The sequence below is a fragment of the Bacillus cereus group sp. N12 genome, assembly GCF_016483575.1.
In the GTDB taxonomy this organism is placed as follows: domain Bacteria; phylum Bacillota; class Bacilli; order Bacillales; family Bacillaceae_G; genus Bacillus_A; species Bacillus_A toyonensis.
This window is the reverse complement of the sequence record NZ_JAEHBO010000022.1, coordinates 1-15,287: the sequence shown is the minus strand read 5'-3', so window position 1 is coordinate 15,287 and position 15,287 is coordinate 1. Positions and strand designations below refer to the sequence as shown.

Here is a 15,287-nt window from a genome sequence, read left to right as displayed (position 1 = left end):
AGCTGACGATAATGATTGAATTAAAAAACGTCTCCAAAGTATTTACAACAAAAAAAGGGACTGTTGAGGCTCTTAAGTCTACTTCCCTTAAAGTAGAAAAAGGCGAGGTATTTGGAATCATTGGGTATAGCGGCGCTGGTAAAAGCACATTAATTCGCTGTGTAAATTTATTAGAAAAACCAACGACAGGAAACATCATCGTAAACAACCAAGACTTAACCACTTTATCAACAAAAGAACTAGCAAAAGCGAGGCAAAAAATCGGAATGATTTTTCAAGGATTCAATTTACTTAAAACTGTTACCGTTTATGAAAATATCGCATTGCCGTTACGCCTTGCTGGCATTCCAAAAGAGGAAATTGAAAAAAGAGTAGAAAAATATTTATGCATCGTGGATCTTTTTAACCGTAAAGATGCTTATCCAAGCGAACTTTCTGGCGGCCAGAAACAACGTGTTGCCATCGCTCGTGCACTATCACATGAACCAGAGGTTTTATTAAGTGATGAAGCAACGAGCGCATTAGATCCAGAAACAACTGATTCTATTCTTGATTTATTACTAAAAATTAATGAAGAAATTGGAATTACGATTTTACTCATTACACATGAAATGAATGTCATCCAGCGTATTTGTGACCAGGTTGCCGTTATGGAGCATGGATCTGTAGTCGAAAGCGGGACTGTGAAAGACATTTTTACAAATCCACAACATGTAACAACGAAGAAGTTTGTAAATAGCGCATTTGCAGCTAAAATTCCAGAAGAAGTACAAAAAGAACTACAAACTACTGGTGAAATTGTAACACTTTCTTTTATAGGAAGTTCTTCAGGAGAACCAGCACTAGCTGTCGCTACAAAACGTTACCAAGTATATCCAAATATTTTATCCGGTAATATTACGCAGTTAAAGCATGAGGCATATGGGAAACTTGTCGTTCATATGCAAGGTGAAAAAAATGAAGTAAACCGTGCTTTAGCATTCTTACAAGAGAAAGGTATCATCGTAGAGGGAGGGAAAACAGACTATGGAAAACAAGTCCTTTTTGGATGAATGGGGTGAAGTCATATGGGAAGCAACAATTCAAACATTTCAAATGACATCTATTTCATTACTTATCTCTATCCTTATCGCATTACCGCTCGGCGTTACACTTGTTTTGACGAGACCTGGTGGACAGCGAGAAAATAAACTTATCTATCCTATTCTTAATACAGTTATTAATGTCATTCGCTCTCTTCCATTTATCATTCTATTATTCTTCATTTTACCTTTTACGAAGTTTCTAATGGGAACATCCATTGGCGTGCAAGGTGTTATCGTACCACTTGTCGTCTTCACAGCTCCTTATATTGCACGCTTAATGGAGACAGCTTTACTAGAAGTGGATCGTGGTGTTATTGAAGCTTACCAAGCAATGGGAGTCTCTACTATAAAAATCATTTGGCACGTCATGGTTAAAGAAGCACGTCCATCTCTTGTGCTCGGATTAACGATCGCAACAATCGGCTTAATTGGCGCAACAGCGATGGCTGGTCTTGTAGGCGCTGGCGGGCTAGGGGACTTGGCATATCGCTTCGGACATTTACGCTATGAACCTGAAGTAATGTATGCAACCGTCTTTATTTTAATTATCCTCGTTCAAGGATTACAATCTTTAGGGAATGGTGTTGCACGAAGATTGAAGAAAGATTAGAAAGAAGGCATCTCACCGGAAGGAGATGCCTTCTTTTTACCTTTTAAATCCACCTTCCGAATGAATCACTTGTCCCGTAATCCACTCTGCTTCTTCACTTACTAAAAACTTTATGAGTCTAGCTGCATCCTTTGGCTCACCAATCCTGCCCAAAGGAAACATCGGCTTTAATCCTTGCTTTATCTCTTCAGTCATCCATCCTGTACTAGTTGGACCTGGGTTAATTGCATTCACTGTTATTCCTAAATGGGCTACTTCTGCTGACAACGTACTAGTAAGAGCATCAATAGCTCCTTTCGTTGTTGCATACGCCAGTTCTCCTGCCATAGGCCCTTGAAATTGCCCCGAAGTCATATTCACAATTCTACCACCAAATTTCTTATCAAATCCTCGGGCAAATTGACTACTTAACAATGTAGTCGCACGAACATTTACCATGTAATGCTTATCCAGCTCTTCAGCAGACAAATTAGAGAAATCATTATTCGTAGAATACGCTGCATTATTAATTAATATATGAGGGTAGCCTAGTTGTTCAGTAACCCTATTTATAAGCTCTTTCGGTGCATCATTTTGAGTTAAATCTAACTCCATGCTCGATACTTTAACACCTTTTTGTATTAGCTCTTCTTTTAATTGTATTTGTTCATTTTGCTCAACGCCCCAAGGCATCTCTTTATCGTAAGCTGTCCAATACGTAAAAAATATATCGTATCCAGCCTCTGCTAACTCTGTGCAAATAGCTGCTCCTATACCGTCTAGACGACTTACACCTGTAACAACTGCTACTTTATTTTTTAATTGATTCATCATATACTCCTCCAATTTTAAAGGACGCATATTTTATATGAGAGATATAAATTTCCCCACAAAAAAGATAGATACATAATAGGCCTACCCTTACCGAAGGAATGACTACGCCAAATATGCAGTCCTTGAATGATTTACAGATAGCTAAATAAACCCTCACTTATGAGAGAAAAATAATCTATCCAATTGCTAATCATTACAAGTTCATCCACATATCTAGTCTTTGCCTCCTTTTGATATATCTCTATTATTAGTCTATCAAAAAAGATGAAATGTTACAAAAAATAAAACAATTACTCACAACATATATTCGTTCACATTTCCTTCATTGTGAATTTATTCACAATGGATATATAATAAACATGTAAATACAATATTGGAGGGATTTCAATGGTTATCAATTTTTTAAGAACTGATAAACGTGCTACTTTCATATTATTACTTTTACGTCTTTACATAGGATATTCTTGGATCACTGCTGGAATAGGGAAAGTTTTAGGACAATCTTTTGATGCCAGCGGTTTCCTCAAAGGCGCCATCGCCCAAGCATCAGGCGATCACCCCGCAGTACAAGGCTGGTGGGCGGATTTCCTTCAAAACTTTGTTCTTCCGCACGCAGACTTATTTAGCTTTTTCGTACAATGGGGAGAAATCTTAGTAGGTTTAGGTTTAATTTTAGGTGGATTAACAAAAACTGCTGCATTCTTTGGAATCATAATGAATCTTTCATTCTTATTAAGTGGAACTGTTAGTGTAAACCCAAACATGCTTGTTTTAACTATGTTCATTTTAATTGCAGGTCATAATGCTGGACGTATTGGATTAGACGGTTATGTTTTCCCTAAACTTTTCCGGAAAAACAACCACGAAACATATAAATTAAGTAAAACTGCGTAGTAACAGTTTACTTTTAAAATATAAGTAAGAAAAGAGCCTAAGTATAGGCTCTTTTCTTACTTACTCCAAATTTAAACTCTTAACGAACCGCGAAACCCTCTAGCAGCATAATAGGAATCTGCTCCATTGTGGTACACAAAAACGTGTCCAAAGCGATAATCGCAAAATAGAGCGCCACCGAGTTCGCGAATATCTGAAGGCGTTTGTACCCAGCTTGATGATTTCATATCGAAATCCCCAATTTGTTGCAAATCTCGATATTGTTCTTCAGTTAATAATTCAATGCCCATAGCAGTTGCCACATCAATGACATTATTTTCTGGTTTATGTTTTTTTCTTGACTCTAACGCTTCAAGATCATAACAAAGACTTCTGCGGCCTTTAGGACTCTCCTTTGAACAATCATAGAAAGTATACTCGTCCTTCTCTTTATCATAACCAACAACATCCGGCTCACCGCCAGTTACTTCCATTTCATTAAGTGACCATAATTTCTCAGCATTAACATCCAGCTTCGCTTCAACTTTAGCCCATTCAAGACCTTCATGACGATTCATATTCTTCTCAAAACGAGCTTTCAATACTTTGAATAATTCTTCACGCTGTTCTACTGGTAACACATTTTTATTTTCTGTCATATTAGTCCTCCGAATTACATTTCCTTATAATCATAATGGTTTGCATGCAGTTTACAACAAATTATATAATTTGTTGTATCTCTTTTTCAACAATATGACCCGATTGTACAACGAAAAATCCCTGTACGAATATCCATTATATAGTACGAAAGCCCTCCATACTTTCTCCAAGAATATAATGTGAAAACCACATCAAGTTCTGCTTCATAATAGCTACTCTCATTCCCGGCTGATCAGAACTATATGCCATTCCTTTAAATATAATTAATTCTGTATCAACTTCCATATCTCTTAATCCTTCATATAGCTCATATGCATTTGTAGTTGGAATTCTTGCATCCTTTTCCCCATGTTGAATTAAGGTAGGCGTACAAGCTGATTTAATATATGTCATTGGTGATGTCTTCGTATAGATCTCCGGATCATTCCATGGAGTATTTCCTAAATACATTCTAATAAAGTAAGGGATATCTGTATTTACATAATGGGTACCCCAGTTCGTAATTCCGCCCCCAACTGAAATAGCTTTAAATCTACTACTAAATGTAGAACAGAAAGCTGATATATATCCTCCGTTACTCCATCCCATAACTCCTACTGTATCTTTATCTACAATCCCTTGATCAACTAGTTTATCCACCCCTGATATAACATCATCATAGTCAGCGATTCCCTGTTTTCTGTAGTTTGCTTTTAAGAATTCATTACCATAACCTGAGCTTCCTCTGTAGTTTGGCTCTAAAACGATAAAGCCTTTTTCGATAAACTGTTCAATCGGATATTTCTCATTGAAGCAGTCTGAAAATATCGGAAAGGATGCCCAAGCCGGGCCACCATGAATTACTACTAATAAAGGATATTTTTTATTTGAGTCAAACTCTGCTGGGGTTGATAACACACCCTCAATTTCAAGGCCATCACTACTTTTCCATGAGATGATTTCCCTATTACTTTTAAGCTTGTCTTCGAAAAAGCTATTTTCATTCGTTATTTTTTTATCATCCAAATAGATTTCAAAGGTTTCATTTGTTATAGCCTTATTATAGGTTATATGATTTCCATCCTTTGTTATAGAGGCATCCATTATAAAGCCATCTACCTTGTCGCTTAATGCTTCCACAGTGCCATCTTCAGCTAGTAATCCAATACGATAATTCGTTTTATCCTGCCATCTAATTAAAATCCCTTTAGCTGTCCACTGTAATGGCGTAACCGTACTATCAAAGTTTGTTAGAGGCTGAATTACCTCTCCAGTATTCATATCATATATCTCTAATGTATTATCTTGTATATGATTTCTATAGTAATCCTTCTCTCTTATGCTTGCTGAGTAACATATTTTATCGCCCTCAGGAGAAAAGCAGATGCTCGCTCCTAACAACGTATCTATACTCATCTTTTGTAGTTCCCCAGCTTCAACATCTAATATATATAGATCACCATTCATATAATCGTTTAGGCTTGGTGTAGCCATACATACAACCTTTTTCCCATCATTTGAAATATCAAAGTTATGTATATAAAAATCCTTACCGTCCGTTAGTTGATAAACACCGCTAACCTTCCGTTCCTGTTTATCATTTTGTTTCACTTTTTCTATTTCAATGTAGTATAAACAATTATTCTGATGTTCCTTACCTACATGATGGAAATCTCCATATCGTTCCTTACGTTTCTTTATCTCCTCACATTCTTTTGACTGTGCAATATAATAAAAACCTTTACCAGTAGGCTCCCATTTGAAATTACTGACTCCTTCTTTCTCATCAGTAATTTGAACCTCACTATAGCCGTCTATTGACTTAAAAAAGATCTGATTTTTCCCATCTCCAACAGGGCTAAGATATGCGATACCCTTAGAATCTGGAGACCATAATGGATATGTACTATCTATATCTCCAATTGTTAATGGGTAACTCTTCCCTTTTTCCTTTTCATATATCCATACATGATTTCTATATGTATTGTCTTTCCAGTTAGCTTTCTTTTTAACAAACGCTACATTTTTGCCATCATCACTTATATTTGTACTTGATAAGGCCGGTAATGAAATAATCTCTTCTATACTTAAATATGTTTTTTCTTTCACTTTCATTAATAAACACCCCTCGTCATGTCTAGTCAATTAATGCATCTACACTCCCAAGATTCCCGTTCAATTGGATCAGCTAGGTGTTTCATCCCAAGCCCTTCAGCAATAACAATCGTCTTTTCTTGTAGTAATAAAGAAAACTGTTCATGAATACTTAAAATATTACTAGAAAATTCAGATAAACAAAAGTAGTTTCGTTCCAAACTCGATAAAGTGAACCTTTAATTAGTAGGGTTCTGCCCATCCCCACTGCTAGTTCCTCACTCCTCTTTAGTCCAGTCCACTTATCGATTTTAAATGTTCTTTTTCTTTTGGACACAAAAACACCCCTTTAGATAAAAATATCCAAAGGGGTGAGGCTTCACAAATTTATTTCAAATCTACCAATCTTCTACTCAACCGTAACAGACTTAGCTAAGTTACGTGGCTTATCAACGTCACACTCGCGGTGAAGTGCTGCGTAGTATGAGATAAGTTGTAATGGAATAACTGCTACTAGCGGTGCTAGTGCTTCGTGTACAGCTGGTAATACGAAGCTGTCTCCTTCCATTTCTAAGCCTTTCATTGAGATGATACATGGGTTAGCTCCGCGTGCTACTACTTCTTTCACGTTACCGCGAATTCCAAGGTTTACGTGCTCTTGTGTAGCAAGTGCGATAACTGGTGTACCATTTTCGATTAAAGCGATTGTACCGTGTTTTAATTCTCCTCCAGCAAATCCTTCTGCTTGGATGTAAGAGATTTCTTTTAGTTTTAACGCACCTTCTAATCCTACGTAGAAGTCTACGCTACGTCCGATGAAGAAACAGTTACGCGTTGTTGCTAAAAATTGTTTTGCTAATGCGTCCATTTCTTCTTTTTGATCACAAAGTTCTATCATTGCATTTGCTACAATTCCTAGTTCGTGTGTTAAGTCGAAATCAAGAACTTCACCTTTTGCTTTAGCAATGTCAGCCGCTAAGATTGAAAGTACTGCAAGCTGTGCTGTGTAAGCTTTCGTTGATGCAACCGCAATTTCTGGTCCAGCGTATAGTGGAAGTGTATAGTCAGCTTCACGAGAAAGCGTAGAACCAGGTACGTTTGTAATTGTTAATGCTTTATGACCCATTTCATTTGTTTGCACAAGTACTGCACGGCTATCAGCTGTTTCACCACTTTGTGAAATGTAAATGAAGAATGGTCTTTCTGTTAATAATGGCATGTTGTAAGAGAATTCACTTGCTACGTGTACTTCAACTGGTGTTTTTGCAAACTTCTCGATAAATTGTTTTCCAACAAGACCTGCATGATAACTCGTTCCACATGCAATGATGTAAATACGATCGCTATCTAAAATCGCGTTGCGGATATCTTGATCTAATTCAATTTCGCCATTTTCATCTTGATACTTTTGAATAATATTACGGATTACAAGTGGTTGCTCATCAATTTCTTTAAGCATGAAATGAGGGTATGTTCCCTTTTCAATGTCACTTGCATCTAATTCCGCTGTAAACGGTGCACGTTCAATCGTTTCACCTTGTAAGTTTTTAATTGTAATGCTTTCTTTCGTTACGATTACGATTTCTTTATCCATTAACTCAATAAATTGATCTGTAACTTGTAACATCGCCATAGCGTCGCTCGCCACAACATTAAAGTTGTCACCAACACCTACTAATAGCGGGCTTTTGTTTTTAGCAACATAAATCATGTTTGGATTTTCAGCATCAAGTAATCCGATTGCATAAGAGCCATGTAAAAGAGATAGCGTATTACGGAACGCTTCTTCTACACTTAATCCTGTGCTCACTTGTTGTTCCATAAGCTGTACGATAATTTCTGTATCTGTTTCACTTACGAACGTTACATCTTGTAAATATTCCTTTTTCACTAATTCATAGTTTTCAATTACACCGTTATGAACTAGTGTAAAGCGCTTTGATGTACTTTGATGCGGATGCGCGTTTACCTTACTTGGAACACCGTGTGTAGCCCAGCGTGTATGTCCGATACCTACGCTTGCTGCTACGTTCTCATCTACGATTTCGCGAAGTTTTGCAATACGGCCTTTTTCTTTGTACACAACAACACCGTTCTCTGCTTGTACTGCAATACCTGCTGAATCATATCCACGATATTCTAGTTTTTCTAAACCTTTTAATAAAATTTCCTTTGCATCTTGTTCTCCAATAAATCCTACGATTCCACACATGTTTAGTCGCCGTTACAAATGCTTACACTGCTCTGCGAACATGTAACGACATAGTCCGATACCATTTTTATTTATACTAAAAAACGGATTACATATTGCTAGCCCTGTAAGCTTGTAACGGCTTTCACCTTCCTCTCGATTGGGTTTAAGTCCGTATATACTTATACAGCTAGTTTTCATCCGTTCCTTTTCTCTCATCACACTTTCACCTTTGTCCATTAAGTCACCTTAATGATTTAAGTAAAAGCTTGCGGTTATGATGAACAACCGGGAGTCATCCGCCGAAATCTCGATAAAACTCCACCTCGTCAACTACACTACTTGTAGTTCTGGCGCTTTTATAATTTACAACATTTACTTTGAGAAAAAGAACAAGACAATCTTATAACAAACATTATAAACCGTCAATGAAATTTTTTTCATCGTCTTTAAAACATATGAAAAAGGAGCACTTCTTGTGCTCCTTTTAAAATAAATTCAACAAATTATTAAGCGCCAACTTCAGCTTTAACAACTTCTACAATACGATGTACATATGCATTACAAACTTCTTGTGTCGGTGCTTCTGCCATTACACGAATAAGCGGTTCTGTTCCAGATGGACGAACAAGAATGCGGCCATCACCGTTCATTTCTTCTTCTACAACACGAATAATTTCTTTAATTTTTTCATTTTCTAATGCTAATTTTTTATCTGTTACACGAACATTTACTAGTAATTGTGGGAATTTCGTCATTTCTCCTGCAAGCTCAGATAATGGCTTTTTCGTCATTTTCATGATGTTTACAAGTTGAAGTGCACTTAACATTCCATCACCAGTTGTAATGTAATCAAGTAAGATGATGTGACCTGATTGTTCTCCGCCTAAGTTGTAACCACCGCGTTTCATTTCTTCCATTACGTAGCGATCACCAACTGCAGTTTTGTCACTTGTAATATTGTTTGCTTCAAGTGCTTTGTAGAAACCTAAGTTACTCATAACAGTTGAAACAACTGTATTGTGCTTTAGTTGGCCAGTTTCTTTCATGTACTTCGCACAAATAAACATAATTTGATCGCCATCAACGATGTTTCCTTTTTCATCTACAGCGATTAAACGGTCACCATCACCATCAAAAGCAAGACCGATATCAGCACCTTTTTCTTTCACTAATTCTGCTAGGCCTTCAGGATGCGTAGAACCTACTCCAGCGTTAATATTCATACCATTCGGTGAAGTTCCCATTGTTGAAATATCAGCTTCTAAATCCGCAAATAAGTACGGCGCTAAAGAAGACGTTGCACCATGTGCACAATCTAAAGCGATATGTAAACCAGAGAAATCTTCTTCTACAGTTTGTTTAATGTATTGTAAATATTTTTGTCCACCTTCAAAGTAATCGCTCACTTGTCCAAGGTTAGTACCTGTTGGACGTGGCAATTCATCAACTTCTTTGTCTAATAAAGCTTCGATTTCTGCTTCTTGCTCATCTGTTAATTTAAAACCGTCTGAACCGAAGAATTTAATTCCGTTATCTTGTACCGGATTATGAGATGCAGAAATCATCACACCTGCTTGTGCACCTAACGCCTTTGTTAAATAAGCAACACCCGGTGTAGAAATAACACCAAGGCGCATTACTTCTGCTCCAGTTGATAATAGACCTGCTACTAAAGCTCCTTCTAACATATGACCAGATACACGTGTATCACGACCGATAATTACTTTTGGACGATCTGTATCTTTTGTTAATACATAACCACCAAAACGTCCAATTTTGAAAGCTAATTCAGGTGTTAATTCCTCATTCGCAACTCCACGTACTCCATCTGTACCAAAATATTTACCCATTATGATTCGCTCCTTTTTCTTGCTCTTTTTGATTATCTACTGTTGGTTCTTGACTAAGTTCTTTATCTTTATCTTTGTCTTTGTCTTTTTCTTTTTCCTGGTCTTTTTCTGGATTAGTTTCAGGATCTTTTGGTTTTTCAGTTTGATTATCTTGATTATTATTTGAATTTGGTTGTTCACCATTACCCTGTACTTCTTGATCTGGCTTTTCTTTCTTCACAATAGTAACTTTAGCACTTTTTTGTTTTGGCTCTATTGAAATATTACCAGGACCGCTCACTTGAATCGAAACATCCTTCGTCCCTGGCGATACATTTTGCAAATTAATTACCGCTGTTATTTGAGCAGCTGTTATTTTATCTACTATACTTGCTTCTCCTGAAATATCAACGCTTATCTTTCCATCCTGTGGCGAAAGTAACTGAGCAGTGACATCTTTAGAAACTCCATTTTTTTGAATCGAGACACCTTCAATTGTTCTAGTTTTCGTTTGTTTTACTTTTTGTACCCCTACGGAAACCTTCACTTGATTTGGTTTAGAACTCGTTACACCCTTTGGCAATAAAACAGAGGTATCGAATGTTGTAGACTCAGTCAATTGGCTAAGATCTACTTCGACCCCCTCTATTGATTGTATATTATCCAAAATATCTTTTGGACCCGCTATCGTTACTTCTCTCGGTTCAACGCTAATATTTGTAACGGCCAATCCTTCTGGTAAACTCCCCTTTTTCGTATACGTTACAGGAACAGTTTTTTCCGTATTATTGGCCGTAGCTTGCGTCGCCACATTCAACGTTACACTAATTTTAGATGGACTTGTTCTTACATTTAAACGTTTTCCTTCTTTATTGTATAATGTAACTTCAGCTGTTTTTGTAACAGTTTTATTAACACCTTTTAAATCAATATACGCCTTAGCAGATGAAATACTTTCGATTTCTTCTTTCGTCCCAACTACCTCAACAGTATCAGGTTTAATGTTTGATTTTTCGAGAGTAGCACCCGCTGGCATCTGATCCTCATTTGATAACTTTAAGTCTACATGAACATATTTTCTCGCTTTTTCATGAAGAGTAACTTTAATTGTTGATGGCTGAACTGTTCCCTTCACATCATCTGGAAGCCCGTTCGTTTTCAAAGAAACTTCATAAGTCCCTTTTGGACTATCTCGCAAATCAACCGTTATATCAAATTGTTTTTTTGCTTTTGCTGTAGCAACTGCTGCTTTTGGACCTTCTAACTTCACCTTAACGCCCTCTGCCGGAATACCACTTACAATATATTTATCTTCATCATACTTAAGGTTAATAGCATGATTAGTTAATGTTTCTTTCGTATCATTTGCGAAAGGTAATATACCCGATGTCGTATTCTTTTCAGTTAATGTTGCGGACATAAAAAGCATACACGCCAATAGTAATGAGATTCCTTTTAAAAACCAATGATTCTCCATTAACTTATCCATGACGCTTTCTCCTCCAATTCCATAAAGACGAAGAAGTCGTTTTTTCGTTCCCACTAAATTCTGCTAATAACATATCCTTCAGTTGTTCCGTCTTCAAATCACGATGCAACTTACCATTTTTCGTTAAAGAAATTTGGCCTGTTTCTTCAGATACAACTACTGTAATACTATCAGTGACTTCACTAACTCCCATTGCAGCACGATGCCTTGTTCCTAACTCCTTAGAAATAAAGGGACTTTCTGATAATGGAAGATAACAAGCCGCTGCTTTAATTGTACTTCCTTGCATAATTACGGCTCCGTCGTGAAGAGGCGTATTTGGAATGAAAATATTAATGAGTAACTCCGATGATACATTTGCATTTAACGGAATACCCGTTTCCACATAATCACCCATTCCGGTCTCTTTTGACAACGTAATTAATGCACCAATTCTACGTTTTCCCATATATTCCGTTGCTTTTGCTATCGATGTTGCAACAATTTCAGGTTCATCATCCTCCTGAGTTCCAACACGCGAAAATAAACTTCCGCGTCCTAGCTGCTCAAGTGCTCTTCGCAATTCTGGCTGGAAGATAATAATAACGGCTAAAAATCCCCACGTTAATACTTGTTCCGTTAGCCAATAAAGCGTATGCAATTCAAGGAAAATACTAATCATCCGAACGACAATAATAACTGTAATCCCCTTTAAAAGTTGAACAGCTTTTGTCCCTCGGATTATAAGAATTAGCTTATATATAATAAACCATACAACGGCAATATCTAATACCGTACTAAGATATTTCAAAATGGTCGTATCTTCAAAAGGCATGCTAACCCTTCCTCCTACTTACGAGCAATTCTATCCATATATTGAAATATTGTTTTATGCTCTATCTGTATGTATTTCCAACAACTAGTTAATTATACCATACATGAAACAAACGACAATTACAAACAACCCCCTTTAGATCAAATTGGTAAGATGTCAAACAATCTTATCGTACAGTATAATATAAATCATTATTATACGCCTATTTTCAAATAAAAAAAGCAACTTCTCAGTTGCTTTTCTTACATTTATTTTAGTTTTTCACCGAATAAAGAACCCATTAAAGCAACCGCGGTTGTTGCCGTTCTATTTCTCTCATCTAAAATCGTATTTACTTCAACAAACTCAGCAGATGTAACAATATCAGCTTCCGCTAACATTTCCATCGCTAAATGACTTTCACGATACGATAGACCACCAATTACAGGCGTTCCAACTCCTGGTGCATCATGAGGATCAAGACCATCTAAATCTAATGATAGATGTACACCATCAGTATGAGATAAATAAGCAATTGTTTCTTCCATAACAGCCGTCATACCCATACGATCAATTTCATGCATCGAGAATACTTTAATACCTTCATTGCGAATAAAGTCTTTTTCTCCTTCATCCAATGCACGTGCACCGATAATTACAACGTTCTCTTTTTTCACCTTTGGATATGCCCCGTATAAGTCTACAAGCGTGGGATGTCCATAGCCTAAACTTGCTGCAAGTGACATTCCATGAATATTACCAGATGGTGAAGTTTCCTCCGTATTTAAATCTCCATGTGCATCATACCAAATAACACCTAAATTTTTATAATGTTTTGCCACGCCAGCTAGTGTACCAATTGCGATACTATGGTCACCACCTAATACAAGTGGAAAACGACCTTCTTCTATAATATGATCCACCTTACTTGCCAATTCATTACATACAGTCGCAACTTGTGTAAGGTTTCTTAATTTTGTATTTTCATCAACTTCTTTTTCTCTCTCTATACATATATCTCCCATATCTTTAACGTTATATCCAATTTCTTCAATTCTTTCAATTACCCCTGCATAACGGATCGCGCTCGGGCCCATATCAACTCCACGACGCATCTGTCCTAAATCCATTGGAACTCCAATAACTGAGATTTCTTTTTTCATAGATAGTATCCCCCTTTTATGCCTTCACTAAATATTTTAAATCTTTTATATACTCTGACTCAACTCGACATTTTTCTGTATGGATATACAATTTATTCACTTATATTTATGTTGAAATCCAAATTTTAAGACCATTTTATGTATAAAGTTAACTTAATGAAACAACTGCTATCATTATTATTAGATAATAATAAAAAACACTTCTACATTTAGAAGTGTTTTTTCGATGCAATTTTCCATACTGCTGCAATATTTCTTGCTGTCATTTCAATATTCTCTTTTGCCATCTTATATGCCTCTTCTAGTGCCATTGGAAAAGGCGTAATACTAAATACTGCATCGATTCCCTTTTCGTAAACAACTGGATAATTTGGAGATACCGATCCTCCTATAGCAATCACAGGAATATGAAGACGTTTCGCTCGCCCCGCGACACCAACAGGAGCCTTTCCATATGCTGTTTGTTCATCTATTCTACCTTCACCAGTTATAATTAAATCCGCATCTTCTATATGCTTATCAAAATTTGTATGATCCAATACAATTTCAATACCCTTTCGTAAGCTTCCCTTTAACACCGCAATAACAGCTGCTCCCATACCTCCTGCCGCTCCTGCACCAGGTATTTCAGATACATCCAAAGATACATATCGTTTAAGAATAGTCGCATAATGCTTTAAATTCTCATCTAGCCTTTTCAGCATCTCTACATCCGCACCCTTTTGAGCACCAAATACGAAAGATGCCCCTCTCATTCCGACTAATGGATTATTTACATCACACGCCGCTTCTATCGTTATCTCCTTTAGGCGTGAATCCATTCGTGAAAAATCAATCGTGACAATCGAATGTAATGTTCCTCCAGATGGATCTATTACTTCACCCTTTTCATCTATAAACCTTACTCCTAAAGCCGATAACATACCTGCCCCACCATCATTTGTAGCGCTTCCTCCAAGCCCCAAAATAATATGCTTAACTCCTTGGTCTAGCGCATGTAATATAAGCTCTCCTGTTCCTTTTGACGTTGTAATGAATGGATTTCGCTTTTCAACCGGAACGTGTTGTAATCCAGATGCCGATGCCATTTCAATAAACGCTGTCTTTTTATCTGTAGAAATGCCATAAAAAGCTTGTACGCCTCCTCTAAGCGGTCCTGTCACATAAAGTGATACAACGCTTCCTCCTGTGGCATCAACAAGTGAATCAACAGTTCCTTCACCACCATCTCCAATTGGTATTTTTACATACTCTGCTTTAGGAAAAATTGCTCCAAAACCTCTTTCAATAGCTTCACATACTTCTATAGCCTTTAGACTTTCTTTGTATGAATCAGATGCAATGACAACTTTCACAATTATCCCCCATCCTTTATTTTTACGTTTTCTTCATTTTAAACGACAAATATGAAAGTTGTCTTTTTAAACAAAAAAAAAGCGTACATCATATGATGTACGCTTTCTCTATTTATATGGAGCCTAGCGGGATCGAACCGCTGACCTCCTGCGTGCAAGGCAGGCGCTCTCCCAGCTGAGCTAAGGCCCCGTAGTAATAAAGCGGAAGACGGGATTCGAACCCGCGACCCCAACCTTGGCAAGGTTGTATTCTACCACTGAACTACTTCCGCGAAAATGGTGAGCCATGAAGGATTCGAACCTTCGACCCTCTGATTAAAAGTCAGATGCTCTACCAACTGAGCTAATGG

General features: G+C 37.1%; 13 protein-coding genes and 2 tRNA genes. 3 read left to right on the top strand and 12 right to left on the bottom strand.

The annotated features are described in order from the left end of the window. Positions 1-11: 11 nt before the first annotated feature. Together JDS92_RS13000 and JDS92_RS12995 are read left to right on the top strand one after the other, a co-directional pair. Positions 12-1,052 (top strand): methionine ABC transporter ATP-binding protein, encoded by a 1,041-nt coding sequence (locus JDS92_RS13000; RefSeq protein ID WP_000571369.1) that lies wholly within the window; start codon positions 12-14, stop codon positions 1,050-1,052. Beyond that, positions 1,027-1,695 carry a methionine ABC transporter permease gene (locus JDS92_RS12995; RefSeq protein WP_000428866.1) on the top strand — a complete coding sequence of 223 codons (669 nt, stop codon included), beginning with the start codon at positions 1,027-1,029 and terminating at the stop codon, positions 1,693-1,695. Before JDS92_RS13000 ends, JDS92_RS12995 begins: the two co-directional genes overlap by 26 nt. A gap of 36 nt (positions 1,696-1,731) precedes the next feature. On the opposite strand, the gene JDS92_RS12990 is transcribed toward JDS92_RS12995, so the two are convergent. Further along, positions 1,732-2,508, bottom strand: coding sequence for an SDR family oxidoreductase (locus JDS92_RS12990; RefSeq protein ID WP_002105638.1), 777 nt, complete (start codon positions 2,506-2,508; stop codon positions 1,732-1,734). A gap of 387 nt (positions 2,509-2,895) precedes the next feature. Here JDS92_RS12990 and JDS92_RS12985 point away from each other — a divergent pair, with 387 nt between their 5' ends. After that, positions 2,896-3,402 (top strand): DoxX family membrane protein, encoded by a 507-nt coding sequence (locus JDS92_RS12985; protein ID WP_000236354.1) that lies wholly within the window; start codon positions 2,896-2,898, stop codon positions 3,400-3,402. 71 nt (positions 3,403-3,473) lie between these two features. On the opposite strand, the gene JDS92_RS12980 is transcribed toward JDS92_RS12985, so the two are convergent. The 11 genes from JDS92_RS12980 to JDS92_RS12930 form a co-directional block, all read right to left on the bottom strand. Further along, positions 3,474-4,040 carry a DUF4256 domain-containing protein gene (locus JDS92_RS12980; protein WP_000138392.1) on the bottom strand — a complete coding sequence of 189 codons (567 nt, stop codon included), beginning with the start codon at positions 4,038-4,040 and terminating at the stop codon, positions 3,474-3,476. 136 nt (positions 4,041-4,176) lie between these two features. After that, positions 4,177-6,135, bottom strand: a complete 1,959-nt coding sequence (locus JDS92_RS12975; protein WP_098711729.1) for a S9 family peptidase — start codon at positions 6,133-6,135, stop codon at positions 4,177-4,179. Positions 6,136-6,523: 388 nt separating this feature from the next. After that, entirely contained in the window at positions 6,524-8,326 is a 1,803-nt protein-coding gene (gene glmS, locus JDS92_RS12970; protein ID WP_000334150.1) for a glutamine--fructose-6-phosphate transaminase (isomerizing), read from the bottom strand. Between the two features lie 12 nt (positions 8,327-8,338). Further along, positions 8,339-8,524: a hypothetical protein gene (locus JDS92_RS12965; RefSeq protein ID WP_033659100.1), complete on the bottom strand. Its 186-nt coding sequence runs from the start codon at positions 8,522-8,524 to the stop codon at positions 8,339-8,341. A gap of 290 nt (positions 8,525-8,814) precedes the next feature. Continuing rightward, positions 8,815-10,158, bottom strand: coding sequence for a phosphoglucosamine mutase (gene glmM, locus JDS92_RS12960; protein WP_000521472.1), 1,344 nt, complete (start codon positions 10,156-10,158; stop codon positions 8,815-8,817). Next, positions 10,151-11,626: a CdaR family protein gene (locus tag JDS92_RS12955; protein WP_097958073.1), complete on the bottom strand. Its 1,476-nt coding sequence runs from the start codon at positions 11,624-11,626 to the stop codon at positions 10,151-10,153. The genes glmM and JDS92_RS12955 overlap by 8 nt, the downstream gene beginning before the upstream one ends. Further along, complete coding sequence (gene cdaA / locus JDS92_RS12950) at positions 11,619-12,440, bottom strand: diadenylate cyclase CdaA (protein ID WP_001115710.1); 822 nt, start codon at positions 12,438-12,440, stop codon at positions 11,619-11,621. The genes JDS92_RS12955 and cdaA overlap by 8 nt, the downstream gene beginning before the upstream one ends. A gap of 248 nt (positions 12,441-12,688) precedes the next feature. Next, positions 12,689-13,582, bottom strand: coding sequence for an arginase (gene rocF, locus JDS92_RS12945; protein WP_000711579.1), 894 nt, complete (start codon positions 13,580-13,582; stop codon positions 12,689-12,691). Positions 13,583-13,791: 209 nt separating this feature from the next. Further along, on the bottom strand, positions 13,792-14,937 hold the full coding sequence (locus JDS92_RS12940; protein ID WP_199632012.1) for a glycerate kinase: 1,146 nt from the start codon (positions 14,935-14,937) through the stop codon (positions 13,792-13,794). Between the two features lie 117 nt (positions 14,938-15,054). Further along, positions 15,055-15,127, bottom strand: a tRNA-Ala gene (locus JDS92_RS12935). Between the two features lie 10 nt (positions 15,128-15,137). Further along, positions 15,138-15,209 (bottom strand) — tRNA-Gly (locus JDS92_RS12930). Between the last annotated feature and the right edge of the window lie 78 nt (positions 15,210-15,287).

Bases quoted from the DNA above. Each gene is read 5' to 3' on its own strand.
- JDS92_RS13000 (WP_000571369.1), top strand. From the start codon at position 12: ATGATTGAATTAAAAAACGTCTCCAAAGTATTTACAACAAAAAAAGGG.
- JDS92_RS12995 (WP_000428866.1), top strand. From the start codon at position 1,027: ATGGAAAACAAGTCCTTTTTGGATGAATGGGGTGAAGTCATATGGGAA.
- JDS92_RS12990 (WP_002105638.1), bottom strand. From the start codon at position 2,508: ATGATGAATCAATTAAAAAATAAAGTAGCAGTTGTTACAGGTGTAAGT.
- JDS92_RS12985 (WP_000236354.1), top strand. From the start codon at position 2,896: ATGGTTATCAATTTTTTAAGAACTGATAAACGTGCTACTTTCATATTA.
- JDS92_RS12980 (WP_000138392.1), bottom strand. From the start codon at position 4,040: ATGACAGAAAATAAAAATGTGTTACCAGTAGAACAGCGTGAAGAATTA.
- JDS92_RS12975 (WP_098711729.1), bottom strand. From the start codon at position 6,135: ATGAAAGTGAAAGAAAAAACATATTTAAGTATAGAAGAGATTATTTCA.
- glmS (WP_000334150.1), bottom strand. From the start codon at position 8,326: ATGTGTGGAATCGTAGGATTTATTGGAGAACAAGATGCAAAGGAAATT.
- JDS92_RS12965 (WP_033659100.1), bottom strand. From the start codon at position 8,524: ATGAGAGAAAAGGAACGGATGAAAACTAGCTGTATAAGTATATACGGA.
- glmM (WP_000521472.1), bottom strand. From the start codon at position 10,158: ATGGGTAAATATTTTGGTACAGATGGAGTACGTGGAGTTGCGAATGAG.
- JDS92_RS12955 (WP_097958073.1), bottom strand. From the start codon at position 11,626: ATGGATAAGTTAATGGAGAATCATTGGTTTTTAAAAGGAATCTCATTA.
- cdaA (WP_001115710.1), bottom strand. From the start codon at position 12,440: ATGCCTTTTGAAGATACGACCATTTTGAAATATCTTAGTACGGTATTA.
- rocF (WP_000711579.1), bottom strand. From the start codon at position 13,582: ATGAAAAAAGAAATCTCAGTTATTGGAGTTCCAATGGATTTAGGACAG.